The sequence below is a fragment of the Nocardia sp. NPDC060249 genome (assembly GCF_042728755.1).
Lineage (GTDB): Bacteria > Actinomycetota > Actinomycetes > Mycobacteriales > Mycobacteriaceae > Nocardia.
Genome location: NZ_JBHXAQ010000001.1, coordinates 821,968 through 848,139 on the forward strand (window position 1 = coordinate 821,968; position 26,172 = coordinate 848,139).

At 69.2% G+C, this 26,172-nt stretch carries 24 protein-coding genes; 12 read left to right on the top strand and 12 right to left on the bottom strand.

Annotation, left to right across the window (positions count from 1 at the left end; genetic code table 11):
- The first annotated feature begins 38 nt into the window (after nt 1–38).
- From ACFWFP_RS03600 to ACFWFP_RS03625, 6 genes are all read left to right on the top strand, one after another.
- Nucleotides 39–569, top strand: coding sequence for a biotin transporter BioY (locus tag ACFWFP_RS03600; RefSeq protein ID WP_379221939.1), 531 nt, complete (start codon nt 39–41; stop codon nt 567–569).
- A gap of 12 nt (nt 570–581) precedes the next feature.
- The gene (locus tag ACFWFP_RS03605; protein ID WP_379292935.1) at nt 582–1,262 is read left to right on the top strand and encodes an energy-coupling factor ABC transporter ATP-binding protein; all 681 of its coding nucleotides are present in this window, start codon (nt 582–584) and stop codon (nt 1,260–1,262) included.
- Nucleotides 1,259–1,861 (top strand): energy-coupling factor transporter transmembrane component T family protein, encoded by a 603-nt coding sequence (locus ACFWFP_RS03610; protein WP_379292936.1) that lies wholly within the window; start codon nt 1,259–1,261, stop codon nt 1,859–1,861. The genes ACFWFP_RS03605 and ACFWFP_RS03610 overlap by 4 nt, the downstream gene beginning before the upstream one ends.
- Nucleotides 1,862–1,965: 104 nt before the next feature.
- Nucleotides 1,966–2,556: a TetR family transcriptional regulator C-terminal domain-containing protein gene (locus ACFWFP_RS03615; protein ID WP_379292937.1), complete on the top strand. Its 591-nt coding sequence runs from the start codon at nt 1,966–1,968 to the stop codon at nt 2,554–2,556.
- 114 nt (nt 2,557–2,670) lie between these two features.
- Entirely contained in the window at nt 2,671–3,411 is a 741-nt protein-coding gene (locus ACFWFP_RS03620; protein ID WP_379292939.1) for an SDR family NAD(P)-dependent oxidoreductase, read from the top strand.
- A 96-nt stretch (nt 3,412–3,507) separates the two neighbouring features.
- Nucleotides 3,508–3,720, top strand: coding sequence for a 4-oxalocrotonate tautomerase family protein (locus ACFWFP_RS03625; RefSeq protein ID WP_379292940.1), 213 nt, complete (start codon nt 3,508–3,510; stop codon nt 3,718–3,720).
- 67 nt (nt 3,721–3,787) lie between these two features.
- On the opposite strand, the gene ACFWFP_RS03630 is transcribed toward ACFWFP_RS03625, so the two are convergent.
- The 5 genes from ACFWFP_RS03630 to ACFWFP_RS03650 form a co-directional block, all read right to left on the bottom strand.
- Nucleotides 3,788–4,348: a hypothetical protein gene (locus ACFWFP_RS03630; RefSeq protein ID WP_379292941.1), complete on the bottom strand. Its 561-nt coding sequence runs from the start codon at nt 4,346–4,348 to the stop codon at nt 3,788–3,790.
- 135 nt (nt 4,349–4,483) lie between these two features.
- Complete coding sequence (gene speD, locus ACFWFP_RS03635; RefSeq protein ID WP_056811305.1) at nt 4,484–5,689, bottom strand: adenosylmethionine decarboxylase; 1,206 nt, start codon at nt 5,687–5,689, stop codon at nt 4,484–4,486.
- 8 nt (nt 5,690–5,697) lie between these two features.
- Nucleotides 5,698–6,801, bottom strand: a complete 1,104-nt coding sequence (locus ACFWFP_RS03640) for a type III PLP-dependent enzyme (RefSeq protein ID WP_379292942.1) — start codon at nt 6,799–6,801, stop codon at nt 5,698–5,700.
- Between the two features lie 103 nt (nt 6,802–6,904).
- Nucleotides 6,905–9,403 (bottom strand): DEAD/DEAH box helicase, encoded by a 2,499-nt coding sequence (locus tag ACFWFP_RS03645; protein ID WP_379292943.1) that lies wholly within the window; start codon nt 9,401–9,403, stop codon nt 6,905–6,907.
- Nucleotides 9,404–9,487: 84 nt separating this feature from the next.
- The gene (locus ACFWFP_RS03650) at nt 9,488–10,432 is read right to left on the bottom strand and encodes a PAC2 family protein (RefSeq protein ID WP_379292944.1); all 945 of its coding nucleotides are present in this window, start codon (nt 10,430–10,432) and stop codon (nt 9,488–9,490) included.
- 231 nt (nt 10,433–10,663) lie between these two features.
- Between ACFWFP_RS03650 and ACFWFP_RS03655 the strand changes: the two genes are divergently transcribed.
- Both ACFWFP_RS03655 and ACFWFP_RS03660 read left to right on the top strand, forming a co-directional pair.
- Nucleotides 10,664–11,386, top strand: coding sequence for a sensor domain-containing protein (locus ACFWFP_RS03655; protein ID WP_379292945.1), 723 nt, complete (start codon nt 10,664–10,666; stop codon nt 11,384–11,386).
- Between the two features lie 146 nt (nt 11,387–11,532).
- Nucleotides 11,533–12,699: a DUF4192 domain-containing protein gene (locus ACFWFP_RS03660; protein ID WP_379292946.1), complete on the top strand. Its 1,167-nt coding sequence runs from the start codon at nt 11,533–11,535 to the stop codon at nt 12,697–12,699.
- 10 nt (nt 12,700–12,709) lie between these two features.
- Here the strand turns inward: ACFWFP_RS03660 and galE are convergent, their stop codons facing one another.
- Both galE and ACFWFP_RS03670 read right to left on the bottom strand, forming a co-directional pair.
- Nucleotides 12,710–13,690 (bottom strand): UDP-glucose 4-epimerase GalE, encoded by a 981-nt coding sequence (gene galE / locus ACFWFP_RS03665; RefSeq protein ID WP_379292948.1) that lies wholly within the window; start codon nt 13,688–13,690, stop codon nt 12,710–12,712.
- Nucleotides 13,691–13,693: 3 nt separating this feature from the next.
- On the bottom strand, nt 13,694–14,380 hold the full coding sequence (locus ACFWFP_RS03670; protein ID WP_379293747.1) for a metal-dependent transcriptional regulator: 687 nt from the start codon (nt 14,378–14,380) through the stop codon (nt 13,694–13,696).
- 129 nt (nt 14,381–14,509) lie between these two features.
- Here ACFWFP_RS03670 and ACFWFP_RS03675 point away from each other — a divergent pair, with 129 nt between their 5' ends.
- On the top strand, nt 14,510–15,751 hold the full coding sequence (locus ACFWFP_RS03675) for an acetoin utilization protein AcuC (protein WP_379292949.1): 1,242 nt from the start codon (nt 14,510–14,512) through the stop codon (nt 15,749–15,751).
- On the top strand, nt 15,744–18,911 hold the full coding sequence (locus ACFWFP_RS03680) for a GNAT family N-acetyltransferase (RefSeq protein ID WP_379292950.1): 3,168 nt from the start codon (nt 15,744–15,746) through the stop codon (nt 18,909–18,911). Before ACFWFP_RS03675 ends, ACFWFP_RS03680 begins: the two co-directional genes overlap by 8 nt.
- 116 nt (nt 18,912–19,027) lie before the next feature.
- On the opposite strand, the gene ACFWFP_RS03685 is transcribed toward ACFWFP_RS03680, so the two are convergent.
- The 3 genes from ACFWFP_RS03685 to ACFWFP_RS03695 all read right to left on the bottom strand — a co-directional run bounded on the left by ACFWFP_RS03685 (nt 19,028) and on the right by ACFWFP_RS03695 (nt 22,544).
- Nucleotides 19,028–19,996, bottom strand: coding sequence for a sigma-70 family RNA polymerase sigma factor (locus ACFWFP_RS03685; RefSeq protein WP_056811283.1), 969 nt, complete (start codon nt 19,994–19,996; stop codon nt 19,028–19,030).
- A gap of 169 nt (nt 19,997–20,165) precedes the next feature.
- Nucleotides 20,166–21,665 (bottom strand): methyltransferase, encoded by a 1,500-nt coding sequence (locus tag ACFWFP_RS03690; RefSeq protein WP_379292952.1) that lies wholly within the window; start codon nt 21,663–21,665, stop codon nt 20,166–20,168.
- 141 nt (nt 21,666–21,806) lie between these two features.
- A complete protein-coding gene (locus ACFWFP_RS03695) occupies nt 21,807–22,544 on the bottom strand; it encodes a VOC family protein (RefSeq protein WP_379292953.1) in 738 nt (245 codons plus the stop codon).
- A 264-nt stretch (nt 22,545–22,808) separates the two neighbouring features.
- Between ACFWFP_RS03695 and ACFWFP_RS03700 the strand changes: the two genes are divergently transcribed.
- A complete protein-coding gene (locus tag ACFWFP_RS03700; protein ID WP_379292954.1) occupies nt 22,809–24,140 on the top strand; it encodes an MFS transporter in 1,332 nt (443 codons plus the stop codon).
- 32 nt (nt 24,141–24,172) lie between these two features.
- Here the strand turns inward: ACFWFP_RS03700 and ACFWFP_RS03705 are convergent, their stop codons facing one another.
- Nucleotides 24,173–24,529 carry a DUF3099 domain-containing protein gene (locus tag ACFWFP_RS03705; protein ID WP_379293749.1) on the bottom strand — a complete coding sequence of 119 codons (357 nt, stop codon included), beginning with the start codon at nt 24,527–24,529 and terminating at the stop codon, nt 24,173–24,175.
- 143 nt (nt 24,530–24,672) lie between these two features.
- Between ACFWFP_RS03705 and ACFWFP_RS03710 the strand changes: the two genes are divergently transcribed.
- Entirely contained in the window at nt 24,673–24,912 is a 240-nt protein-coding gene (locus ACFWFP_RS03710; protein WP_056815556.1) for a DUF3039 domain-containing protein, read from the top strand.
- On the opposite strand, the gene ACFWFP_RS03715 is transcribed toward ACFWFP_RS03710, so the two are convergent.
- Nucleotides 24,882–25,871, bottom strand: coding sequence for a YihY/virulence factor BrkB family protein (locus ACFWFP_RS03715; RefSeq protein ID WP_379293750.1), 990 nt, complete (start codon nt 25,869–25,871; stop codon nt 24,882–24,884). The two genes, ACFWFP_RS03710 and ACFWFP_RS03715, sit on opposite strands and share 31 nt — an antisense overlap.
- Nucleotides 25,872–26,172: the final 301 nt, after the last annotated feature.

The window sequence follows — 26,172 nt, forward strand, 5'->3', positions numbered from 1 at the left end:
AATCCCCGAAGTGGGCAACCGCATTCACCGCACGGGACATGGCGCAGATCGCGGTGTTCGCGGCCCTGATCGCCGCGCTCGGTCTGCCCGGTGCGATCACCGTCGGGTTCAGCGGGGTACCGATCACGCTGCAGACGCTCGGGGTGATCCTCACCGGCGCGATCCTGGGTGCGCGCAAGGGCACGGCCGCGGTGGCGGTGTTCATCGCGCTGACCATGATCGGGCTGCCGCTGCTGTCCGGCGGCCGCACCGGACTCACCGCGCTGGCCTCGCCGACGGCCGGTTACCTGATCGGCTGGATTCCTGCGACGCTGGTCATCGGGCTGTTGACCGCGATGATCCTGCCGAAGTATCCGATCGTGTTCGGTCTGCTGATCAACGCGCTCGGCGGCATCGTGATCATCTACCTGTTCGGCACCGCGGGACTGCTGGTGCGCACCGATCTCAGCCCGTGGGCGGCGGTGTCGACCAACTTCGCCTTCGTGCCGGGTGATCTGGCCAAGGTCGTGATCGCCACGGTCGTCGCCAAGGGCGTGCATCGCGCGTATCCCGGGCTGATCCGTGGCTGATCGCCGCGCGTCGTGAGCGAGATCGTCATCACCGCGGTGGGACACCGTTTCGGTGACCGGACCGTGCTGCGTGACATCGATCTGCGGATCACCGAACGCCGGGTCGGCTTCATCGGCGCCAACGGGTCGGGCAAATCGACGCTGGCCCGCATGCTCAACGGACTGCTGAAACCGACCACCGGCACCGTCACCGTCGACGGGCTCGACGTCGCCCGCAAGGGCGCGCAGGTGCGGCGCAAGGTCGGCTTCGTGTTCACCGACCCCGATACCCAGATCGTGATGCCGACAGTCGCCGAGGACCTCGCGTTCTCGCTGCGCCGCAGCGGCCTGAGCAAGACCGATATCGCGGCACGGGTGCAGCGCATGCTCGACCGCTTCGGCCTCGCCGCGCACACCGACCACCCGGCACACCTGCTCTCCGGCGGACAGAAACAGCTGCTGGCCATCGGTTCCGCGCTGATCCGCGAGCCCGAGGTGATCGTCGCCGACGAGCCGACCACGCTGCTCGATCTGGGCAACGCCCGGCGGGTCTCGCAGGCGCTGAACTCCCTGGACCAGCAGGTGATCGTGGTGACCCACCAGCTCGGATTGCTCGACGGGTTCGATCGAGTCGTGGTGCTGGACAACGGTGGCGTCGTTTTCGACGGCGCACCGGCGGCGGCGATCGACGCGTATCGGCACCTGATCGAATGATCGGCCTGTACTGCCCCGGCGATTCGCCGCTGCACCGCATGCCCGCGGGGGTGAAGCTGGCGCTGTTGCTGGTCTCGATCCTCGCGATGACGGTGTTCGTCCGCGGTCCACTCGGTGTGCTGGTCGCCATGGCGCTGGTGGTCTGCCTGTTCGCGCTCGCCCGCGTCTCCTGGCGGGTGGGGTTCGCCCAGGTGCGCCCGGTGCTGTGGATGACCGCGATCATCGGGGTGTTCCAGCTGCTCACCACCTCGCCGTCGCGAGCCGTGGTGGTGTGCGGGGTGCTGCTCGTGTCGGTGGCCCTCGCGGCGCTGGTCACGGTGACCACGCGGGTGACCGCCATGCTCGACGCGCTGACCCGCGCGCTCGGCCCGCTGCGCCGCGTGGGAGTGAACCCGGAGCGGGTGAGTCTGCTTCTGGCGCTGGCCATTCGGTGTGTTCCGTTGCTGGCGCAGATCGTCCACGATGTCGGCGAGGCACGGCGAGCGCGCGGGGCGGCGTGGTCGGCGACGGCACTGGTCACACCGGTGCTGGTGCGCGCATTGCGAACCGCCGACGCGATGGGCGAAGCCCTGGCCGCGCGCGGTGTCGACGACGACTGAGATCGGCGTGGAGCGCGTGATGCGAACAGGAGGCCAGCCGCCTTCCTCGTACGGGGCGAACGCGCACCTTGCTATTCCTAGACGACCGGTCGTATAGTTCACGCATGGCACGACCGCGGCGCAGCGACGACACGAGAGCGCTTCTCATCGAGGAGGGTGCGGTCGGCCTGCTGTCCAACGGCTATCACGGCACCGGCATCAAGCAGGTGCTCGACAAGGTCGGGGTGCCGAAAGGCTCGTTCTACAACTACTTCGACAGCAAGGAGAGCTTCGCGCAGGCGGTCATCGAGCATCACTCGCAGTGCGTGCAGCGCAATCTCGCCGCCGCGTTCGCCGCGGCGCCGGACCCGCTCGCCGGTATCCGCGCCTTCTTCGCGACCCTGACCGACGATTTCGTCGCCTCCGAGTACACCGGCGGCTGCCTGATCGCCAACCTCGGTGGGGAACTGGAAGGGAGTGAGCTGCTGCGCACGTCGCTGTCGAAGGCCTGGGCGGTCTGGCGCGACGGTATCGCCGGTGCCTTGCTCGAGGCGCAGGCGCAGGGCACGGTGCGCGCCGACATCGACGCGGTGGATCTGGCGGATCTGCTCCTCGAATCCTGGGAGGGTGCGGTGATCCGGATGAAGATCGACCGCACCGTCGAGCCGCTCGACAAGTGCCTGCGCCGGCTACTCGACGACTACTTCCGGCCGTAACCGCTGTCGGCGCCGATCCGGTGCCGACCTCATTGCCATCATCGGCCTTCGGGTCGTCCCTTGCGGTCGCCATTCCAAGACGACCGGTCGTATATTTCTCGAAAGGATCAGTTCATGTCCACAGCGAAGACGGTCGTGGTGACCGGTGGTTCCAGCGGCATCGGGCGCGATGTCGCCCGTGCTCTCGTCGCCCGCGGTGACAATGTCGTCCTCGGCGGGCGCGACGCGGCCAAGCTCACCGAGGTCGCCGCCACACTGGCCGCGCCCGAACAGGTGGCCACGGTGGTCGGTGACATCGCCGCGCCCGCAACAGGTTCGGCGTATGTGCGCACCGCGCTCGATCGGTTCGGCCGGGTCGACGCGCTGATCAACAGCGCGGGCGTCTTCGGTGCCACGCCGTTCGTCGACGTCACCGAGGCCGAACTCGATCGCTACCTCGGCGGCAACCTCAAGGGCACCTACTTCACCACCCAGGCCGTCGTGCGACAGCTGCTTGCCCAGGGGGCGGGCGGCAGCATCGTCAACATCGGCACGGTGCTGATCGACCACGCCCTCGCGGGTCTGCCCGCCTCGGCCGCGCTCATCAGCAAGGGTGGTGTGCACGCGCTCACCACCAGCCTGGCGGCCGAGCTCGCCTCGGCCGGAATCCGGGTGAACGCGGTGGCTCCCGGCATCATCCGCACCCCGCTCTTCGGTGACGGTGACGAGCACGCGTCGGGCGCGCTGGCGCTGCTGAACCGGATCGGCGAGGTCGCCGACACCACCGCCGCCGTGCTGTATCTCGCCGACGCCGAGTTCGTCACCGGCCACATCCTGCCCGTCGACGGCGGCTTCCTCTCCGGCCGAGCGGCCTGAATCAGCGAAAAGACCTACTACACAACGGATTCGGGTACGCAGCGCCCCGAACGCCGGTCATCCTGAGAGAGCTGCACCCATCGAAAGGACACGCTCATGCCGTACGTGAACATCAAGGTCACCGACGAAAATGTCACCACGGAACAGAAGTCGCAGCTCATCAAGGGCGTCACCGATCTGCTCTTCGAGGTGCTCGGCAAGGCCCCCGACAGCACCTACGTCGTGATCGACGAAGTGCCGCTGACCGATTGGGGCGTCGGCGGCGTGAACGTCGCCGAGTATCGCGCCCGTCGAGCCGCCCCGGAGTGAGTCGTTGGTACCCGGCCGGGCGGTGCCCCGGCTCGGTACCGTCACCGGGCGAGAGCGCGGGCCCGACTCACAGTGGACCGTCGAACTCGATCGAGGCGTCCAGGGCGAACCAGCCCATCGACGTCAGTGTCGCACCGCGCTTGAAGTAGCTGGGTCCCAGCCACAGATCCGGCTCTATCTCGCGCAACTCGTCGTAGATCCGGTGGGCGGGACCGGGCTTTCCGGCTCGGAGATCGTCGTAGTCCAATCGCACGGCCGCGCGTCCGTCGACCGAGGAGGCGCCGACCGTTGCCACGAAGTTCAGCGCCCGCATACCGCCGAGCAGGCGGAAAATGTTGTGCCCGAATGCCATCCCGCCGTCCACGTGACGAAAGGACTTACCCACCCAGAAGTAGGCGGGACGGTCCATCAGTGGCCCGAGCAACCGGGTGCCGGTCGCGGGAAAGGACCGCATCACCAGATCGCCGGTCAGCCGGCCGAAATCGCCGGCCGTCGTCTCCGGCGCCGCGGTGTACAGCTCCCTGAACGCGCCGATGCCCGCCGTGGACAGGGCGTCGAGGCGGGGGCGTTGGTCGGAGGGTCGGTGGACCGGCATCAGACCGTGCGCGGACGACGGTGTCGGCTTCATGGGCGGACTCGATTCTGTCGAAACTCGGTCCTCGCATGGTGCCAAGTGGCGGCACCCACCGGTGCCGTTTTCGCCGGAGGCGGCGACAGCGGGCCGGGACGCATACGGCGTCGCGGCCCGCTGCCGGTGGTTTTCCTACCGGTCGCGCAGCGCGTACGGCTCGATCGCGCCACGCTCCAGTGCCCGCGCGTCGATGGTCTCGGCGCGGTAGGGGAGCAGGGCGAGACGGTCGCGCATGCCGCGGACCGGGTCGTCGATCTTCTCGTTCAGGCCGAACAGGAAGGTCCACTCGTGCTCGTCGCTGCCGTAGGGGACCACGGTGGCGAACTGCTCGTGGAAACGCCCCCACGAACGCTTCAGCGTCTCGTTGCGCCACATGGTCGCGCATCCGGCCTGGGCCGACAGCACGCCGCCGGGGGCGAGCAATGCCTTACATCGGGACAGGAACTCCGACTCGTAGAGGCGGTTGTGCTGGGCGTCCTCGACGCGCTCGTCGGGCAGATCGATGACGATCACGTCGTAGCGGGTACCCGCCGCCTGCGCGTTCGCCAGGAAATCCCAGCCGTCGGCGTAGTGCACGTGGACAGGACCCTCGTGCTTCACCGCGGCGGTGAGCTCGGCGGTGGTGTAGCCGTAGGGCAGGTGCTCGGCACACAGCTCCACTTCGCGCTGATCGATGTCGACATGGTCGACCAGGGTCGCCCCGGCCGCCACCGACATCTGCGAGGCCACCCCCTCACCGGAACCGATGATCAGCACCCGGTCGAGCTTCTCGGCCAGCACGAACGCCGGGACCATCATGGCCTCGTGGTAGGTGACCTGGGAGAACTCGGTGGACTGGCGGTCGTCGTCGGAGAACAGGGAGATCCCCTGATCGGTCCGCGCGATCACCATGTGCTGGAACGGGGTATTCGTATCGACGATCACCTCGTGCAGATCCCAGATCCGGGTCAGGCCGTCGCCCACCGGTTCGTAGATCTTCTCGGCGCCGTGGCCACGCTGGACCGTCTGCATCCGAACGGTGGTGGGGGACAGCTTGTCTCGGAGCAGTTCGACTGCTTTCGTCGCGCCCGCACCGATGCTGCCGCAGGTGAAGACGTCGACGAAGATGTCGCCGGACTCCGGATAAGTGTGAATCGAGGCGTGAGACTCCGACAACAGCGCGAGGACGGTCACCCCCTGCGGATCGAACTTTTTGTGAACGACTTCGCAGATGGTGACGCCCGCCGCGATCAGAGACTCACGCAACGCCGATTCGAGTCGTTCGAGATCGTCACACAGGGCTGTGTCGACGCCACCGAACTCGGCCAGCACGTGCCAACCGGTGAATTCCGCCGTCATGGGCAAACTCACTCTCGCTCAGCGCCCGAGACATGAACGGTCAAGGGCGGAAAACCATTGAAGGACACCGACGAATAACTCGCGGTATAGGCGCCGGTGTGCAGGATCTGAATCCGGTCACCGGCTCGCAACGTGGTCGGCAGAAGGACCTTCGTGCGTTGATACAGTACATCGTCGCCGTCGCAGGTCGGACCCGCGACCACCGCCTCCGACACCGGATCGCCGTCGCGATCGGTGACGAAACGGTAAGCGATGTACTCGTTCTCGGTCTCGGCCATACCGTTGTATCGGCCGATGTCGAGATACACCCAGCGCCGGCCGTCCGGCGCGAAACGCACGCCGACGACCTCGGCGTGCACAGTGCCCGCGTTACCCACCAGCGCACGGCCGGGTTCCACGATCAGGCCGATGGCCGCGGGCAGGAACTCGGCGGCGGCACCGGTGATGGCGGCCGCGATCGCGTCGAGTCCGGGGGCGGCGTCGACGTAGGAGATCGGCAGACCGCCGCCCACATTGACCGCCGTGACGTGAATGTCCTTGTCCGCCAACGCCGTGACGATCGCACCGGCCTGCTCGATGCCGATCCGCCACGCGGCGGGGTCGAGCTGCTGGGAGCCGACATGGAAATAGGGGCCGCCGACCCGCAGGCCCAGATCCCGGGCGCGCACCAGCAGCCGCAGGGCCTCGGCGGGCGCGCACCCGAACTTGGTGCCGAACGGGGTCCGCGATTCGGGGGCGCCGGACAGGAACCGGCACTCGACCTCGGAGCCGGGCGCGTGCTCGGCGATCCGGTCGAGGTCGTCCTCGGTGTCGAAGGCGTAGCGGCGTACGCCGAGGGCGAAGGCGCGCGCGATGTGGGCGCTCTTCTTGATCGGATTGCCGTAGCAGAGCCGCTCGGGCGCGACGCCGAGCTCGAGGCACTGGTCGATCTCGCCGATGCTGGCGACGTCGAATTCGGCCCCCTCGTCGTCGAGCAGGGTGATCAGTTCCGCCACCGGTGCCGCCTTGACCGCGTACCTGATCCGGGTACCGGCAGCGACGGCGGCGTCGAGGGTTCGGTAGTTGGCACGGACCCGCTCGGGGTCGATGACAAGGTACGGAGATTCGGGCACAGGTGAACTTTCGGTCGGCAGCCGGGAGAGACTATCAGCGGCGCCTACCCAACAACGAATCCGTCAAACATCCGTCATATTCGTCATAGGCAGGCGGTATTACTCAACCCGCTATGACTGTGACCTCGTCGAACACGACCTCGCCCGCGGCGTCGGACTCCTCGAGATCCACGATCGCCGTGAGCGCCCAGCCGTGATCACCCGCGGGGTCGTCGATCACCTGGCGCACATGCCAGAAACCGGGCCGCTGCTCGATTCCGAACAGCTGTGGGCCGCGTGCGTCGGCGCCCGTGCCGATCGTGGCGTACTCGTCGAAGTAGGGGGCGAAGTCCTCGGCCCATTCGGGCCCGGTGCCCAGTTGGTCGAGTTCGTACCAGCGGCGTCGCGACGCCAGCTCCACCCGGCGGAACATGGCGTTGCGCACCATGATCCGGAAGGCGCGTTCGTTGGCGGTGATCGGGCGCACTGTCTCGGCGCCGAACGCGATCTGCTGGGCGTCGTTCTCGGCGCCGGGGTTGGTGAGCTGTTCCCACTCGTCGAGCAGGCTCGAGTCGACCTGACGGATGAGTTCGCCGAGCCACTCGGTGAGGTCGTCGAGATCCTCGGTGCGGGCGGCGTCGGGCACGGTGCGGCGCAGGGCGCGGTAGGCGTCGGCGAGGTAGCGCAGCACGACGCCTTCGGAGCGGGTCAGTTCGTAGTGCGAGATCAGTTCGGCGAAGGTCATCGCGCGCTCGATCATGTCGCGCACCACCGACTTCGGTGACGGCGCGAATTCCGATACCCAGGGGTGGCCTGCCCGGTAGGTCTCGAACATCGGATCGATCAGCTCGGCCAGGGGCTTGGGCCAGGTGACTTCCTCGAGGAGTTCCATCCGCTCCTCGTACTCGATACCGTCGGCCTTCATCTCGTTGACGGCGACACCACGGGCCTTGTGCTGCTGGGCCATCAGCAGCTGGCGCGGGTCCTCCAGGGTGGCCTCGATCAAGGAGACGACATCGAGTGTGTAGGTGGGACTTTCGCGATCGAGCAGGTCGAACGCGGCCAGCGCGAATGGCGACAGCGGTTGGTCCAGTGCGAAATCGCGTTGCAGGTCGACGGTGAGCCGCGCCATCCGGCCCTTCGCGTCGGGTTCGGAAAGCTGTTGCACCACACCGGCATCGCGCAGCGAACGGTAGAGCCGCAGGGCTCGCAGGATGTGCTTGCGTTGTGCGGGCCGCGGCTCGTGATTGTCCTCGAGCAGGTGACGCATCGCGGAGAAGCAGTTGCCCGGGCGGGCGATCACATTGAGCAGCATCGAGTTGGTCACCGCGAAGCGCGACACCATCGGCTCGGGCGGGGCGGCGATCAGCCGGTCGAAGGTCTCCTCGCTCCACGAGACGAAACCCTCCGGAGGCTTGCGGCGCACCACTTTTCGCTGCTTCTTCGGATCGTCGCCCGCCTTGGCGATGAGGCGGGTGTTCTCGACCTCGTGCTCGGGGGCCTGCACCACCACGGTGCCCATGGTGTCGTAGCCCGCGCGACCCGCGCGCCCGGCGATCTGATGGAACTCACGGGCTTTGAGCCTGCGGGTACGCACACCGTCGTACTTGGTGAGGCCGGTGAGCAGCACGGTGCGGATCGGGACGTTGATGCCGACACCGAGGGTGTCGGTACCGCACACCACTTTCAGCAGACCGTCCTGAGCGAGTTTCTCCACCAGGCGGCGATATTTGGGCAGCATGCCCGCGTGGTGCACACCGATGCCGTGACGGATCAGCCGTGACAGCGTCTTGCCGAAGCCCGACGCGAACCGGAAATCGCCGATCGCGGCGGCGATCGCGTCCTTCTCGGCACGGGAGGCGAAGTTCACGCTCGTCAGCGCCTGCGCGCGTTCGAGTGCCGCGGCCTGGGTGAAGTGCACGACGTAGACCGGCGCCTGGTGGGTGGTCACCAGCTCTTCGAGGGTTTCGGTGATCGGGGTGCGCACATACGAGAACGTCAGTGGAACAGGACGTTCGGTGCCCGCGACCACCGCCGTCGAACGGCCGGTGCGCGCCTCGAGATCGGCGGCGAAGAAATCCACCTCGCCCAATGTCGCCGACATCAGCAGGAATTGAGCGCGGGGGAGTTCGATGATCGGCACCTGCCACGCCCAGCCGCGATCCGGGTCGGCGTAGAAATGGAACTCGTCCATCACGATCTGGCCGACCTCGGCCGCCGCGCCCTCGCGCAACGCCAGGTTCGCCAGGATCTCCGCGGTGGCGCAGATGATCGGGGCGTCGGCGTTGACCGCCGCGTCACCGGTCACCATGCCGACGTTCTCCGCGCCGAACACCTCACACAGCGCGAAGAACTTCTCGCTGACCAGGGCCTTGATCGGTGCGGTGTAGTAGCTGCGCTGCCCGTTGGCCATGGCGAACAGGTGCGCGCCGACCGCCACCAGAGATTTTCCGGAGCCGGTCGGCGTCGCCAGAATGACATTGGACCCTGACGCCAACTCCATCAGCGCCTCGTCCTGCGCTGGATACAGGGTCGTGCCCTGCTCGGCGGCCCACGCCGCGAACGACTCGTAGAGTGCGTCGGCGTCGGTCCCGGGAATTTCCAGTAGGTCGGTCAGATCCACTCCGACAACCCTAGTGTGCGCGGCGAGCGAAGCCCGCGTCGGCCGCGCGGGGCCGACGCACAGGTACGCCCGGTGCCGGTGGGGTCAGTCCTGCGCGTCGTCGGAGGTGTCGTCGTAGCCGCCCTGCTCGGCCAGGAAGCGCTCGAACTCGGCGCCGAGCTCCTCGCCACTGGGCAGGTCGCCGTCGGCGGCGAGCAGACTGGACTGCTGTTCCTGCGCGGTGACGAAACTGTCGTACTGGCGCTCCAGCGCTGTGACGACCGTCTCCACCTCCTCGTTGCCGGCGATGTGCTCGGCGACCTGCTCGCGCACGCGCGCGGCCGCCTCACCCAGCGCCGAGAGCGGCAGGTCGAGCCCGGCGTTGTCGGCGAAGTTCTCCAGCAGCGTCTGCGCGGCCTCGGGGTAATCGGTCTGGGCCAGATAGTGCGGCACGTGCACCGAGAATCCGAGCGATTCGTGGCCGTGCTGCGCCATCCGGTACTCGAGCAGCGACGAAGCGCTGCCCGGCACCTGCAACTCACCGGGCCAGCGCTGGTGCTCGCCGATCAGCGAACGATCCGAGGAATGCGCAGTGACACCGAGCGGACGGGTGTGCGGGATCGCCATCGGAATCGCCGACAGGCCGATCGTGCGGCGCACACCGAGCTGTTCGGCCAGCAGCCGCACCGCGGTGGTGAACTTCTCCCAGCGTAGGTCCGGTTCCAGGCCCGAGAGCAGCAGGAACGGGGTACCCGCGCTGTCGCGCAGCGCCCACAGGTTCAGTTCGGGTTCCGCGTAGTCGGCGAAATGATCGGTCTTGAACGTCATCAGCGGGCGGCGCGAACGGTAGTCGAGCAACTCGTCGACATCGAAGGACGCGACCAGTTCCGATTCGAGGCTCTCGCGCAGATGGGTCGTCGCCAGACGCACGGCGTGTCCGGCGTCGGTGAAACCTTCCAGACCGTGCACCAGCACGGGGCCCGCACCGTCGTCCGAGGACAACTGGGGCGCCGGAAACTCCAGTTCGTACATATGCGACTGGTCATCCATCGCGTTTCTCCTTCCTGCGCGGTCCACCATCGCTCGCGGGGTGGGGAAGCGGATCTCCATTGTCCCCCACGCGAGCTGTGCCATCGCACACGGCCGGGGACGGCTCGTCCTGTTGGGCAACAGCATGGACACCTCGCGCATTCCCGCCCGGCGCGGGACCGGGCCGGGCGACGCGTCCCTTCCGGCGTGGCGCGACCGGGCCGATCGAGGCGGTGGGGCACAGTGGACGGTGTGAACGTGGCGCAGGCGGCACCGATCCGCGCGGGTGATCCGGGCCTGCGCCGCTGGTGGCCGGTGTTGGTGGCGGTGTCGTTCGCACTCACCGGGTGCGCGCAGAGCGTCAGCGGGACGCCGGTCGCCGAGAGCGCGGTATCGGTGCGGCAGATCGAGGGTTCGCTGGCCGAGCTACTGCCCGCGCCGGCGCAGTTTCCAGCGGGATATCCGGCCGTTGTGCTGCCCCCACAGGCGGCGACGGCGGCCGCGGGCGATCTCGACGGTGTAGGGGCGGGCGCGACCGTCAGCCCGGCGGCCTGCACGCCGGCCGAGGCCGAACCCGGTGGGGAGCCCGCGGCGGTGGCGGTCGGGACCGATGACGCGAGCCGGGCCACCCTGACCGTCGAGTTGTCGCGTAGCGCCGAACCGGTGTCGTCGCTGCGCGATCGGCTCGACGAGTGTGGGCTGATCCAGGTTCGGCGGGCGGGTGCGGGGTCCACGGTCACGACCGCGCTCGACCGGGTGATCCCCGCCGGTACCGACGATGCGATAGCGTTGCGGCGCACCGTGGTTCCCGAAGTCGGCGGTGCGGGGCTGACCCAGACGATGCAGACCTCGATCGGTCAGATCGGCGACGTGCGCATCACCGTGACATCGATGACTTTCGGTGCGGGACAACCGGATACGGCCGCCGTGGACGAGATGTTCGCCACCACCGCCGCCGCCGTACGCGGTGGCTGAAGCCCTTACCACCAGGCGGTGACAGGTTCGCCCGCGGCGCGGGCATGGAACCCGGGTTGCTCCACAGCTTCGGCACTACCCACAGGGCGGATGAAAGCCCAGGTCGGTGCACCCGGTGCGCGGGAGGTGGCGGGCACTGTGGAGCCATGACGCCTTCGACGAACCCCACCCGCCGCGCCACGCGTTCCGGACCGTTTCCCCGCGCACTCGGCTGCGCCGAACCCACTCCCCGCTATCCCGGCGGACTGCCGCGCCCACCCTTGCGCGTCGACGAGCCCGGTGAGCTGATCGCCGCCCTGCCCGCGATGCTCGGTTTCGTCCCCGAACGGTCCCTCGTCGTCGCCGTACTGCACGAGGTGGCGGGCGGCGCGGCCGAGGCGATCGAGGCGGTGGTGCGCTTCGACCTCGACGTGGCCACCGACATCCGGCTGCTGGACCAGTTCACCGCCTGCCTGGCATCGATCTGCCTGCGCGAAGAAGCGACCGGGGTGCTCGCCGTCTTCGTCGAGGACCGCGCTGAGTTCGAGGGCGAAGAGGTCCTGCGCGCGGCCGAATTGATCGACGTACTGGCCGAGGACGGGATCGCGGTCCGCGGCGCCTGGTCGGTCCCCGCGATCGCGGCGGGCGAACGCTACCGCAGCGTGTTCGGCCTGGTCGGGACGGGCTTGGTCGCCGATCCGTCGTCCTCGATGGTCGCCGTGTCACATGTGCTGGAGGGCAAGCAGATTCGCGGCTCGCGTCAGGAGATGACAGCGCTGATGGTTCCCGACGAGTTGCTGAGCGCGCGCGTGCGTGCCCAGCTCGGCCCTGCGGACGCGCGGTACCGAGGTGGGCTGGCGGCGGCGGCGCGTGCCGGGAACGCCATGGCCTACCAGCGGCGGGCACTGGAATGGGTGCTGTGGCAGATCGCCGATACCGCGTCCGGGGCGCCGCGTGCCGCGCGCGAACTCGCGCAACTGGCCGCGACTCTGCGTGACCGGCCGATCCGCGACGCCGTGTACGGCCTCGCGGTCGGCGATCACGCCGAGGCCGCCGAGCGGCTGTGGGCACAGTTGGCCAGGGCGACGCCCGGTACCGACCGCGCCGAAGCAGCGGCCCTGCTCGGCTTCAGCGCCTACCTGCGCGGCGACGGACCGTTCGCCGGTGTGGCGATCGCCGCCGCGGTCGAGGCCGACGCCGAGCACGCGATGGCGGTGCTGCTGGAGACCTCGCTACAGACCGGGCTGCGGCCCGAACGGCTGCGCAGGCTCGCGCTGTGCGGTCACCAGATCGCCGCCGATCTCGGCGTCGACATCGGCCCGATCACCCTGTGAAGCAGGCATATCAGCGAGCGCTGTGGGCCTTCGTGCCGAGCGAACGCAGGAAATCCCAGGCGTCGGAGACGATCTCGTCGAGGTCGTTGTGCTCGGGTCGCCAGCCCAATTCCGCGACCGCGCGATCACTGGAGGCGATCAGTACGGCCGGATCGCCCGCGCGGCGCGGCGCGTCGATCGTCTCGATCGGCAGACCGGTGACCCGCTCGCACGCCGAGATCACTTCGCGCACCGAGAAACCCGTGCCCGAACCCAGGTTGCAGATCCGGTGCGTGCCCGGCTGCGACGACGACAGCGCGAGCAGATGCGCCTGCGCCAGGTCGCGGATGTGGATGTAGTCACGCACGCACGTACCGTCCGGCGTCGGCCAGTCGGTGCCGTACACCGAAATGGCCTTGCGGTGCCCCAGCGCCACCTGCAACACGAGGGGGATCAGATGTGTTTCCACGACCCGGTTCTCGCCGAGCCCGGCATAGGCGCCCGCCACATTGAAATAGCGCAGGCTGGTCGCGGCCAGATCGTGCGCCACCGTATAGGAGGTGATGGCGTGATCGATGGCCAGCTTGCTCGCACCGTAGGGATTGGTGGGGCGAGTGGGCGAGGCCTCGGTGATCGGGACCTGCTCCGGCTCGCCGTACACCGCGGCGGTGGAGGAGAACACCAGTCGCGGGGTCGCGGTCTCGCGGATCGCCTCGAGCAGGGTCAGCGTCTTCACGACGTTGCCGTGCCAGTACTTCTCCGGCTGCTCCACCGACTCGCCGACCAGCGACTGCGCCGCGAAATGCAGAACACCATCGAAGGATTCGGCACGCAGCAGTTCGGGGGCGGCGACGGCGATATCGCCCTCGACGAACCGGGCACCGGCGGGCACGCCGTCGGCGTTACCGGTCGAGAGGTCATCGACTACGACCACCTCGTGGCCCTCTTCGAGCAGCACGGCGGCGCAGCCGCCACCCACGTAGCCGGCGCCGCCGGTGACAAGGAGTTTCACGAATCAGACCAGCCTCACCTGGACGGCATGCGCCATCTCTTCGGACAGTTCGAAACCACTGTGGCCCGGCACCGTGATCAGTACCGCACCCGGCTTGGTCTCCACGGTAACGCGCGCGTCGGGCACCACGCCCGCCTCACGCAACCGCCCGATGACCTCCGGGTCGGTCTGGATGTGCTCGGCCAGCCTGCGCACGACCACCGCGTGCAACGCGCCGTTGGGCAGATCGGAGAGCCGGATCAGCTTCTCCTCGGCGGCGGGCGCATCGTCGAGGCCGAGTTCGTCCAGACCGGGAATGGGGTTGCCGTAGGGCGAGGTGGTCGGGTGGTTGAGCACCTCGATCAGGCGCCGCTCCACCTCCTCGCTCATCACGTGCTCCCAGCGACACGCCTCGGCGTGGACGTTTTCCCAGTCCAAACCGATGATGTCGACCAGCAACCGCTCGGCGAGCCGGTGCTTGCGCATCACGGAGACAGCCATGGAACGGCCCTTGTCGGTGAGCTCGAGATGGCGGTCGCCCGCGACGAGCAACAGGCCGTCGCGCTCCATCCGCGCGACCGTCTGGCTCACCGTCGGACCACTCTGCTCGAGGCGCTCGGCGATGCGTGCCCGCAAGGGCACCACGCCCTCTTCCTCGAGGTCGTAGATGGTACGGAGATACATCTCCGTGGTGTCGACCAGATCCTTCACCTGATACCCCTTCGTCAGCACGAATTCTACCCACGCGCGAACGCCGGTCCGCCCGTCGGACCAGCGGCCCTATTTCTACTGCATGTCAACGCCGCACGGGGGCTGCTGCTTCCGGCTAGCGTGGCGACCATGGTCACGTCGCCGCGCAGCGAAACCAGTGGGACCGTCGTGTGGACCGAGCGATTCCTCGGCTACACCTGGAGTCCGGAGCATCCGATGAAGCCGGCGCGCCTGCAATACACCATGTCGCTGGCCGAAAGCCTAGGTCTTCTCGATGGTGTCGAGCCGTTGGCACCCGGCGCGGCCACTCAGGCCGACCTGATGCGGGTCCACAGCAGCACCTATATCGAGGCGGTGCGCCGGGCCGGACAGGGGCCGCCGACGCCCGAGGATGCCGTCCACGGGCTCGGAACCGCCGACAATCCGGTGTTCCCGCACATGCACGAGGCGGCGTCGGTGATCGTCGGCGGCACTCTCGCCGCCGCACGGGAGATCGCGGCGGGCCGTACCCGGCGGGCGGTGAGCATCGGTGGTGGAATGCACCACGCCATGCCGGATTCGGCGGCGGGGTTCTGCGTCTACAACGATGCCGCGATCGCTATCTCGTGGCTGCTCGACCACGGCTTCGACCGCATCGCCTACCTCGATGTCGATGTCCATCACGGCGACGGGGTACAACGCGCGTTCTACGCCGATCCCCGGGTGCTCACGGTGTCGATGCACCAGCATCCCGCGACGTTGTGGCCCAATACCGGCTGGCCGGAGGAGACCGGGGTTGGGGCGGCCGAAGGCACCTCGATCAACCTGCCGTTGTTGCCCGGCACCCGGGACGCGCAGTGGCTGAGGGGGTTTCACGCGGTGGTACCCGGTGCGGTCGCCGCGTTCCGGCCGCAGATCATCATCAGCCAGTGCGGCGTCGACACCCACCGTGAGGATCCGCTGGCCGATCTGGAACTCACCGTCGACGGTCAGCGCGCGGCCTTCCTCGCGATGCGCGACCTCGCCGACGAATACGCCGAAGGGCGGTGGCTGGCCATCGGGGGCGGCGGATACGGCGTGGTGCGGGTGGTGCCGCGCGCCTGGACCCACCTGCTCGCCGCGGCACTCGACCGGCCGCTCGCCCCCGAAACGCCGGTGCCCGCCGAGTGGATCGACCAGGTGCGAGCCTGCGCGCCGCGCGTGCAACCACCGACGACCATGGGTGACGGAGGCGACACCGCCTATCGGGCCTGGGACGGTCCCGGCGGCACACCCGAGATCGGCGACGCGGGCCAGATCCGCGCGCAGCGCGCGGTAGACACCGCCATCACTGCCACCCGGCGGGCGTGTTTCGGCCTGCTCGGGCTCGATCCGGAGGATCCTCGTGACTGAGCCACTGCTGCCCGATACCGCGGACACGCCCGCGAATCCGCCTGCACCGCCCCAACATTGGTACGGCGACGTGCTCGCCGCCGACGGTGGGGTGGTCCGGGTGCGCCCGATCGTGCCCGCCGATGCCGACGCGCTCGCGGCCTTTCACACCGCCCTGTCCGATCGCACCCGGTATCTGCGCTATTTCGGTCCGTATCCGCAGATCTCGCCGAAGGACATGTACCGCACCACCCACGTCGACTACCACGACCGGGTCGGTCTCGTCGCGGTGCTCGGCACCGCGATCATCGGTGTGGCCCGCTACGAACTGCTCGCCCGGCCGGGCCCACGCGCGGCCGAGGTGGCGTTCGTGGTCGCCGACGAGCACCAGGGGCGTGGACTCGGCTCGGTGCTGCTCGAACACCTCGCCGGCGCCGCCGCCGAGAACGAGGTGATCGCCTTCGTCGCCGAGGTGCTGGCCGAGAACGAGGCCATGATCACGGTCTTTCGCGAGGCCGGCTACCAGCTGCAGCGCAGTCGCGACGGTTCCGAGGTACACCTCGAATTCGCCATCGACCCCACCGAAGCACTGCGCACCGTGCGGGACTCGCGGGAAGCGGCCTCGGAAGCACGCAGCGTCGGCAATCTGCTCGCACCCGGTTCGGTCGCGGTGATCGGTGCCTCACCGGAACAGACCCGGGTCGGCGGCGCGGTGCTCGCGAATCTGCTGGCGGGCGGGTTCAGCGGGCCCGTGTTCCCGGTTAACCTGCACCGGCGCTCGGTCCGTGGCGTGCGCGCCTACGCCACGGTGAGCGAGATCCCCGACGAGGTGGACCTGGCGGTGGTGGCGGTGCCACCCGCCGCGATCGGGGCGGTCCTCGACGACTGCATGGCCAAGGGAGTCAAGGGTCTGGTCGTGCTGACCGCGGGCTTCGGTGAGACCGGGGCGGCCGGCCTGGCCGCCGAACACGACCTGGTCGCCGCGGCGCGCGGGCACGGCATGCGGGTGGTCGGCCCCAGTGCGCTCGGCATCGCCAACACCGACCCCGCGGTCGGCCTCAACGCGACCTTGGCCCCGGTGCTTCCCCAGCGCGGGCGAATCGGCTTCTTCTGCCAATCCGGCCCGCTCGGTGCGGCGATCCTCGGCGAGGCCGCGGCCCGCAACCTCGGTCTGTCGACGTTCGTCTCGGCGGGAAACCGGGCTGACGTCTCGGGCAACGACCTGCTCCAGTACTGGGACACCGCCGCCGACACCGAGGTGATCCTGCTGTACTTGGAGAGCTTCGGCAACCCGCGCAAGTTCTCCCGGCTGGCGCGTCGGGTGGCCCGCGGAAAGCCGATCGTCGCGGTGAGCAGCGGCCGCCTGGCCGCCGGCGCCGACATGGACCGCATCGTGGTCCGCGACCTCTTCGGTCAGGCCGGGATCATCCAGGTCGACTCCATCTCCGAACTGTTCGACTGTGCCGCCCTGCTGGCCTGCCAGCCGCTGCCGAAGGGCCCCCGGGTCGCCGTGGTCGGCAACAGTGCCGCGCTGAACTGGCTGGCCATCGACGCCGCCCGCAGCGAAGGGCTGCGAGTGCACCGGCCCGTCACCGCTGTGGACCGAGGTCCCGGTGCCCGGCCCACCGAACGCGGCGTGCCGGGCGCGCGACCACTGGAGCCGGATCTACGCGGCGCCCGGCCGGAGGAGCGCGCCGAGCGAGGCGCGGATCGTGCCGGGCGGACGTGGGGATTGCGCAGCGCCCGGTGGGGCAGCCGGGGCACGGACGACGCGGGGTCGCCCGACCGGTCCGCAGACAGTGCCGGGTCGACCGACCGAACCAGGGGCAGTGCTGGGTCGACTGACCGGACCGGGGGCAGTGCTGGGTCGACTGACCGGGTCAGGGGCAGTGCTGGGTCGACTGACCGGGCCGGGGGCAGCGCCGGGGCGATTGACCGGACCGGGGGCAGCGCCGGGTCGACCGACCGGGTCAGCGGCAGTGCTGGGCCGACTGACCGGGTTGGAGACGGCACCGGGTCTTCCCGCCGGACCGAGGGCGGCGTTGGGGCCGGCGCGCGGAGCACGGCCAGTGCGATCGTGGACGGGCCGGTGGACCTCGGACCGGAGGCGACACCGGCCGACTTCCGGGAAGCAGTCCTGGCCGCGCTGCGCAGCGACGAGGTCGACGCGGTGATCGTTGTGGTCGCCCCGCCTGTTCCGGTGCCGATGGAAGGCTTCGGGGACGCATTGCGGGCGGCAGCCGCGGCGGCGCCGGGCAAGCCGGTGCTCACCACGTTCATCGCGGAATCGGGCATTCCGCGGCAGTTGGCGGTGCGTACCACCGCGGGCGCGCCGGCGCGGGGGTCCATCCCGTCCTATCCGGATCCCGAGCGGGCCGCGCGTGCGCTCGCCAGGGTGGACCGGTACGCGCGCTGGCGGGATCGGCCGATCTCGCCGGTGGTGCGCCCGCCCGGAATCGACACCGCGGCCGCCGCGGCGCTGGTGGAGGGGTGGCTCGCCGAGTCCGGCGGGCGGTGGCTCACCGACGAGGAGGCGGTGCGGTTACTCGGGTGCTACGGCATCGACGTGGTCGAGTTCCGGGCTGTGCGCAATGCCGAACAGGCGGTCGCCGCGGCCGAGGAACTCGGTTATCCGGTCGCGGCGAAGGCCACGGGCGAGCTGTGGCGGCGCCGACCGGATCTGATCGGCGTGCGTCTGGACCTGTGGGGACCGGACGCGGTTCGGCAGGCCTACACCGACCTGGTGGAGATCTGTGGCGATCCGCTGCTGCACGTGCAGCAGATGGCGACCAAGGGTGTCGGCTGCGTGCTGCGTGTCACCGACGACCCCTCGTTCGGGTCGGTCATCCAATTCGGCCTGTCCGGCATGATCATCGACCTGCTCGGTGACCGCGCCTACCGCGCCCTCCCGCTGACCGAGGAGGAAGCGACCGCGCTCATCGACGCACCACGCGCGGCGCCACTGCTGTCGGAGGGGCCGGGCAGAGTGGGCGTCGACAAAGCCGCGCTGGCCGAGCTCGCTCAACGCATCTCGGCGCTGTTCGACGACATCCCCCAGATGCGCGAACTGTCCTGCGACCCCGTCCTGGCTGCCTCGGCCTCGGCGGAGATCATCTACGCCCGAGCGCGCATCGGCCCGGAACCGAGCCGCTTCGACACCGGCCCCCGCCGGCTGGCCTGAACGGTGGGTCCGGTGCAACGAACAACGCCGACCGGCTCGCGACCCGGAGGGGAGGGGTGCGCGGTCGCCGGTCGGCGTTTCGGCAGACGACCCCGGGGGGCCGTCGAGTTTTCGGATCAGCTGGCGTAGGCGCGCAAGCGGTCGGCGCGGTCGCCCTTGCGCAGCTTGGACATGACCTCGCGCTCGATCTGGCGGACCCGCTCACGGGACAGGCCGAAGAGTTTGCCGATCTGGTCCAGAGTGCGCGGCTGGCCGTCGTCGAGACCGAAGCGCAGGCGGATGACCTGCTGTTCGCGCTCGTCGAGGGTGGCCAGGACGCTGCGCACGTCGTGGTGCAGCAGGCCGGCGATGACGGCGCTCTCGGCGGAGGTGGCCTCGGAGTCCTCGATGAAGTCGCCGAGCGGAGCCTCCTCGTCGTTGCCGACGGGCATGTCCAGGCTCACCGGGTCGCGGCTGTGGTCGAGCAGATCGGCGATCTTCTCCACCGGGATGCCCGACTCGTTGGCGAGCTCGGCGTCGGTGGCCTCGCGGCCCAGCTGCTGATGCAGTTCACGCTTGATCCTGGCGAGCTTGTTCACCTGTTCGACCAGGTGCACGGGCAGCCGGATGGTGCGGCTCTGGTCGGCCATGCCACGGGTGATGGCCTGACGGATCCACCAGGTGGCGTAGGTGGAGAACTTGAAGCCCTTGGCGTAGTCGAACTTCTCCATCGCGCGAATCAGCCCGAGGTTGCCCTCCTGGATCAGGTCCAGCAGCGGCATGCCGCGGCCCGTGTAGCGCTTGGCCAGGGATACGACCAGACGCAGGTTGGCCTCGAGCAGGTGCGAGCGGGCGGCAGAGCCCTCGCGAACCAGAATCGCCAGGTCACGCTTGCGAGCCGCCGTCAACCGCTTACCGGTTGACAGCAGGTTCTGGGCATACAGGCCCGCCTCGATGCGCTTGGCCAATTCGACCTCGTCGGCCGCCGTGAGCAGTGCCGTGCGTCCGATTCCGTTGAGGTACACGCGTACCAGGTCGGCTGCGGGGCTCTGGGCGTCGATATCGGCCTCGCTGGGGCGCAAACGAGTGGTGGCGGGGCTTGTCATGACTTGCCTCCTGTCGGTGGTGTCTCACTCCGATCAACGGACCCGACTTAGAGAAAGTTCCCGATCCCGCGGTCGATAAACCGCTCTGAGCTGCTGGTTCCCACCCCAACGGCTGAGAAGTTCCTGAGAAGAGCGCCGTGTCCGGAACTCGCTGCCACCGCGGGGCGGTTCAGACGGGCCGCACCAGTCCGTGGCGGACGAGTCCGGCGACCACACCGAGGGCCTGGGCGGCGAATTCCGGCGTGACCTGCTCTGCTCCGTCGGCGAGGGCGAGTAGTTCGATCAGTTCGTACAACGGCAGCCCGTCGGGCCGCATTCCCGCGACCAGCGCGACCGTCGACTCGTCGACTTCGTGCTGCCAGCGTGGTCCGTCGCCGCGATGAAGCCGGGCCACCTGCTCGGTCCAGCCGAACTCGCCGGGCAGATACACCCGCTCCAGCGCGGTCGCCGGGCTCGGCGCGAAACGGGATGCCCACGCGAGGTTTTCGTCGGCGGCCACCGCGCGCAACCACGCGGACCGCGCGAAGTACCCGGCCACCTCGGTGCCGAGTGGGTCGTCGAAACCGTGGGTGAGGTCCTCGGCGAGCAGTTCGGTGGGGCCGTCGATCGCCCGCAGATAGACGAAGCCGAACCCGACGCCTTCGACGTCGGCGGCCTCGAAGGCGTCGAGCCACCGCGCCGCCTGTTCCTGGGCGGCCGGGTCACGCGGATCCAGGCCCGCATCGCGCAGCCAGGTGCCGACGTAGAGGGCCGGATCGGCCACGTCGCGCTGCACGACCCACGCGTCGACGCCGTGGGCGGGCAACCAGCTCGACACGCGCCCGCGCCAGTCCTCGCCGTCCACGTGCACCCAGGCGGCGAGCATGGCCGCGGTGCCGCCGGGCGACAGCAGCGCGGGCGTTTGCCCGATCACCAGCTCGCTGGCACCGTCCAGGGCGAGCCCGGAGTCGCGATAGGTGTGCTCGATGCGTGCCGGGCCGACCACGAACGGCGGATTGGCCACGATCTGGTCGAAGCGTCGCCCGGCCACCGGCTCGAACCAGGACCCCTCGAGCAGGTCGATATCGAGTTCGTTGAGCGCGGCCGTGGCCTGCGCGAGCCACAGGGCCCGCGCGTTGACGTCGGTCGCGGTGACCCGGCCCGCGTAACCGGCCGCGTGCACGGCCTGCACACCGCAGCCGGTACCCAGATCCAGCACGGTGCCGACAGGTTCGGTGGGTGTGGCGCGCAGCAGCGACAGCGACGCGTGCCCGACGCCGAGAACGTGATCCTCGGTGAGCGTGCGCCGCCGCATCGAATCGTCGAGATCGGACAGGATCCACCGGGTTCCCGCGCCGGCATCGAGCGGCCGCAGATCCAGGGCGGCCCGCACCTGGTCACCGTCGCGGGTGAGCAGACCCGCCGCCACCGCCGCGTCGATGCGCACCGGCGCCAGCGCGGTCGCGACGTCGCGCTCCGGCACGACGTCTCCGAGCAGCAGCAACCGCACCAGCGTGCCGAGGTCGCCCGCCGCCCGCGCGGCCCGCCGCACCGGGACCGGCTCCGAACGGCTCAGTGCCGCATGCACATCGGGCCCCAACGCCTCGACGAGGGTGTCGGCGTCGTACCCGACCCGGATCAGCGCGGTGCGCAGGTCCGGGCACAGCGCGGTGAGCAGGGAGTCGGTCATCGTCGGGTTCGTAGGCACGCGCCTACTCTGCCAGGACCGTGAGCACGGAGATCGACCAGCTGTCGCTGCGTGTCGACCCTGGGCCGCTGGTGCGTCACGGGTGGCCGCGGTGGCTTGCGGTGGGTCGATGTAGGCGGTGGCTCAGCCGGTGTAGGGGTCCCTGGATGTCACGCAATACAGGGCGTTTCCGGGGTCACGCAGGACTATCCAGTGTTCGGCGTCGGTGATGCGGGTGGCGCCGAGGGATTCGTGCCAGGCGGCGGTGGCGGTGATGTTCGACGAGGCCAGATCGGCGTGCGCACCTGCGGGACCGGGGTCGTCGAGACGCTGGAGCAGAAAGTGCAGGGGCTGGTCGGGCCCACGAAGGCGGGAGAATTCCGGGCGGCGGCCGGACTTGTGCGTCCAGTCGGTGAGCGCCTGCCAGAAGGCGGTATCGGCGCCGATATCGGTGGGGGACAGGTCGAGACAGATCTGGTCCAGGCGGGTCACCGTGCCGTCGGGTGCGGTCGATACCGTCACCGGCGCAGGTCCGGGATCAGCGTGCCGGTGGGCCGGAGTGAGGCAGAACGTCTGTCCGGCAGGCGATTCCAGCACGACATAGCCGGGCACCTCGGCGACGACGCGGGCACCGAGCCCGGTCGCGGTCGCTACCGCCGCCGGGATGTCGTCGACGTCGAGGTCGAGATGGATGCCACCGTCGTCGCCGACCGCCTGCATCTTGATCCACGCGGGTCCGGTGGCGGGCAGCAGCGTGACGAACTCGTCGTGCTCGCCACGCGGCTCCGACACCGTGGAGTCGGTGACCGTCGCCCAGAATCGCGCACAGTCGGCGAAGGTATCGACGGGCCGATCGAGAAACGCCCAGGTCCAGCGAATCATGCTGTCTCCCTTCCGGTATGAGCTCGCCCGCAGAGCCGACGGCCGAATTCTGTTGCCCTGTCAGCCCGCACAGGTTCTCCCGTCCGAACGGTAGGCTTCCCGGGCTCCGCTGTCGACAGCCTCGTCGGCACAGAATGTGCGAGGGTGCCGCTGTCGCGACGCTGCGTCCGCCGCGCGCCCGACCAACTCGCAGTGGCGGAATATTGACGAAACATGTCACACCGGCCACTCGCTCGTCCGGCGTCGATCCGGCACGCTGACCGAGTGACCGATTTACGTGCGCCCGCGCCGCCCACCGGCGACGACCCGGCCGACAACCTCCCTTCCGCACCCGCATCGGTCACCGACGAACGTCGCCGGCTCCATCCCGCGTGGATCGTGGCGGGCGTCGGCTTCGTCGCCCTGCTCGGCGCGGCCGCCTTCCGCTCGGTCCCGAGCGTGCTCATCGAGCCGCTGCACACCGAATTCGGTTGGTCACACGCCACGATCTCCACCGCCATCTCGCTGAATATGCTGCTCTACGGCCTGATCTCGCCGTTCGCCGCCGCGCTGATGGACCGATTCGGCATCCGCAAGGTGGTGTGTTCGGCGCTGGTGCTGATCGCCGCGGGCAGCGGGCTGACGGTGTTCATGACCCAGGCATGGCAGCTGGTGGCGACGTGGGGACTGCTGGTGGGTGTCGGCGTCGGGTCGATGTCCATGCCGTTCGTCGCGACCATCACGGGTCGCTGGTTCGTTCAGAGCCGTGGCCTGGTCACCGGGGTGCTCACGGCGGCGGGCGCCACCGGTCAGCTGGTGTTCCTGCCACTGGTGTCGATGCTGGCCACCGAGCACGGCTGGCGGCTGCCGTCACTGATCGTGGCGGCGGTGGCGCTGTCCGTGGTGCCGCTGGTCTGGCTGTTCGTGCGCGACTACCCCAGCGACGCCGGGGTGCGCGCGTACGGCGCGCCCCCCGGTTCCGACGCGGGCGCACGCGTTCCCGTCGCGGGTGGTGCCAACCGGGCGTTGACGGTGCTGGCCTCGGCCGCGCGTCGACCCGGATTCTGGCTGCTGGCCGGCGGTTTCGCGATCTGTGGGGCATCGACGAACGGCCTGGTCGGCACCCATTTCGTGACCGCGGCCCACGACCACGGCATGCCGCCGACCACCGCGGCCGGACTGCTGGCGCTGGTCGGGATCTTCGATGTGGCGGGCACCATCGCCTCGGGCTGGCTCTCGGACCGCGTGGATCCGCGGTACCTGCTGCTCGGCTACTACTCGCTGCGGGGGCTCTCGCTGCTGATCCTGCCGTCGCTGCTCGGTCCGCACACCGAGCCGAGTATGTGGGTGTTCATCGTGTTCTACGGCCTGGATTGGATCGCGACCGTCCCGCCGACCGTGCTGCTGTGCCGCGAACTCTTCGGCGCCGACGGCCCGATCGCGTTCGGCTGGGTCTTCGCCGCCCACCAGGTCGGTGCCGCCGTCGCCGCCACCGGAGCGGGCTTCATCCGCGACGTCCAGGGCTCCTACGACCTCGCCTGGTACGTGGCAGGAGCCCTCTGCGGCATAGCGGCGGTCATGTCGATGCTGGTCCGCAGGCCGAAAGTCACCATGTAGCGCAACGGTTCGTCCAAAACGGCGCCGGCGGTCTACTCCAGAGTCTTGCGGTGTCCGGATTCGAGGGCGATCTGATTGTTGCGACCGTCCCAGCGGCTGGGTTCGTTCTTGGTGCGGGGCGGCCGATCGTTGGCGATCAGCACCGCGATCCACGGCAGCGGCACCGAGGCGGCGATGATCAGGATCGACAGCAGCGGGTTCTCGAACGCGCTGTAGGCGATCGCGGCCAGGATCAGGCAGGGAATGCGGAACGCCATGATGAAGGTGTAGCGGCGCACCCTGGCGCGGTGCTGGTCGTCGAGCGAGGGCGCGGCCTCGGTGATCAGCACGGCGTGTTCGGCGGGGGCGGGACGGAAGAACCCACGCGAAGGCTTGGGCTCGGTGGACATGGTCACTTCCGGGTCCGGCTTCGATTCGTCGGCGCCTGGGTCATCGCCGTAGGACTGCATACCCCGAGTCTTCCACTCGGCGTCATCGAGCGCACACGCGGCTGGTCAGCGGGGCGGGCGCGGGATGCGGCATCATGGAAGGCGTGAGTACAGACACTCTGGTACGCCCGGAAACCACCACCGACGAGACGACCAGCGACGACACCCCCAAATTCTTCCATTACGTGAAGAAGGACCGGATCGCCGAAAGTGCCGTGATGGGCACGATGGTCGTCGCGCTGTGCGGCGAGGTTTTCCCGGTGACGCGTTCGGCCAAGCCCGGTTCGCCCGTGTGCCCGGACTGCAAGAAGGTCTACGAGGGCTTGCGCAAGGACGGCGACTGAGCGCTGCGCTCGGTCGGTGACGCCGGTGCCTCGGGTGAGGCGTCGGCGCTGTCGTCGTGCTCGCCTGCCTCGTCGTCGTCACCACGCACCTGGCTGGTGATCCACTCCTTGACCTGCTCGATCCGGGTGGCCCGGGCAGGCCAGAACTCCTGCACGGCCGCGTTGAATTCCGCGCCGAGGATCACCGCGAAGCCGAGGAAGTACGTGAACAGCAGGAACGCGATCGGGGTGGCCAGCGCGCCGTAACTCACCCCGGTGGCGGTGATCCACGACAGGTACCGGCGTAGCAGGTCGCTGGCCGCCAGGAAGAAGATCCCGGCCACCAGCGCACCGCCGAGGAGTCGATGCCACGGCAGCGATTTGTGCAGGGCCAGCTTGTAGAGCGTGGTCAGGCCGAAGATCAGCAGCATGCCCACGATCGGGTAGTAGAACGTGTCGATCAGCCGCAATCCCGGCTCGCGCCACGTCTCGGGCAGGACCCGCCCGATCCGGGTCGGCCCCAGCGCGATCACCGGCAGGATCAGCACCGCCGCCACCAGGAACTGCACGTACAGCAGCAGCGCGAAGATGCGCTGCCAGATCGGATGACGGGCGTCCTGCTGCCCGTGCGCCTCCACGATGGCGTCGACGAAGGTGGCCATTGCCGAGGACCCGGCCCACAGCGACAGCACGAAACCCACCGACACCACCGCGCCACGCCCTCGGCCGAGCACATCGTCGACGGTCGGTTCGATCAGATCCGAGACCACCGACGGGCTGAAGAACTCGCGGCTGAACGCGATGATCTTGCTCTCCACGATCTGCACGGTGTCGGGCCCGAACAATCCGCCCACATAGCCGAGGCTGCCGAGCAGACCGAGCAGCAGTGGTGCCAGCGACAAGGTCTGCCAGAACGCCGCCGCCGCGGACTTGGCGAAAATCGAATTGTCCCAGCACTTGACCGCGACCCGGACCACCAGCCGCCATCCCGTGGCCAGCCATCGCACCCACCGCGCGTGATCGCTGCGACGTTGCGGAGCGACCCGCGCGCCGACCGGAGGGGGTGCGGGCGAGTCGCGGGGCGGGAGCGCCTGCGGCGGGTGCGCCGCGTCGGCAGCCGGGACCTGGTCGTTGTTCATCTCGGTGTCAAGCATCCCGCACGTCGGTGGTCTGTGTGGTGCGGGCCGGGCATCGTGTCGGCGGGTAACAGGTAAATGGCCGGTGACCACGGGCGCGGTTGTGATGCCGGTCGCCCACCCCGCGTCGGTTTGGCGACACGCC

Bases quoted from the DNA above. Each gene is read 5' to 3' on its own strand.
- ACFWFP_RS03630 (WP_379292941.1), bottom strand. From the start codon at position 4,348: ATGAAGCCGACACCGTCGTCCGCGCACGGTCTGATGCCGGTCCACCGA.
- ACFWFP_RS03685 (WP_056811283.1), bottom strand. From the start codon at position 19,996: ATGACAAGCCCCGCCACCACTCGTTTGCGCCCCAGCGAGGCCGATATC.
- ACFWFP_RS03695 (WP_379292953.1), bottom strand. From the start codon at position 22,544: ATGATTCGCTGGACCTGGGCGTTTCTCGATCGGCCCGTCGATACCTTC.
- ACFWFP_RS03650 (WP_379292944.1), bottom strand. From the start codon at position 10,432: ATGGATGACCAGTCGCATATGTACGAACTGGAGTTTCCGGCGCCCCAG.
- ACFWFP_RS03620 (WP_379292939.1), top strand. From the start codon at position 2,671: ATGTCCACAGCGAAGACGGTCGTGGTGACCGGTGGTTCCAGCGGCATC.
- ACFWFP_RS03600 (WP_379221939.1), top strand. From the start codon at position 39: ATGGCGCAGATCGCGGTGTTCGCGGCCCTGATCGCCGCGCTCGGTCTG.
- ACFWFP_RS03625 (WP_379292940.1), top strand. From the start codon at position 3,508: ATGCCGTACGTGAACATCAAGGTCACCGACGAAAATGTCACCACGGAA.
- ACFWFP_RS03705 (WP_379293749.1), bottom strand. From the start codon at position 24,529: ATGTCCACCGAGCCCAAGCCTTCGCGTGGGTTCTTCCGTCCCGCCCCC.
- ACFWFP_RS03610 (WP_379292936.1), top strand. From the start codon at position 1,259: ATGATCGGCCTGTACTGCCCCGGCGATTCGCCGCTGCACCGCATGCCC.
- speD (WP_056811305.1), bottom strand. From the start codon at position 5,689: ATGACGGCGGAATTCACCGGTTGGCACGTGCTGGCCGAGTTCGGTGGC.
- ACFWFP_RS03660 (WP_379292946.1), top strand. From the start codon at position 11,533: ATGACGCCTTCGACGAACCCCACCCGCCGCGCCACGCGTTCCGGACCG.
- ACFWFP_RS03690 (WP_379292952.1), bottom strand. From the start codon at position 21,665: ATGACCGACTCCCTGCTCACCGCGCTGTGCCCGGACCTGCGCACCGCG.
- ACFWFP_RS03675 (WP_379292949.1), top strand. From the start codon at position 14,510: ATGGTCACGTCGCCGCGCAGCGAAACCAGTGGGACCGTCGTGTGGACC.
- ACFWFP_RS03615 (WP_379292937.1), top strand. From the start codon at position 1,966: ATGGCACGACCGCGGCGCAGCGACGACACGAGAGCGCTTCTCATCGAG.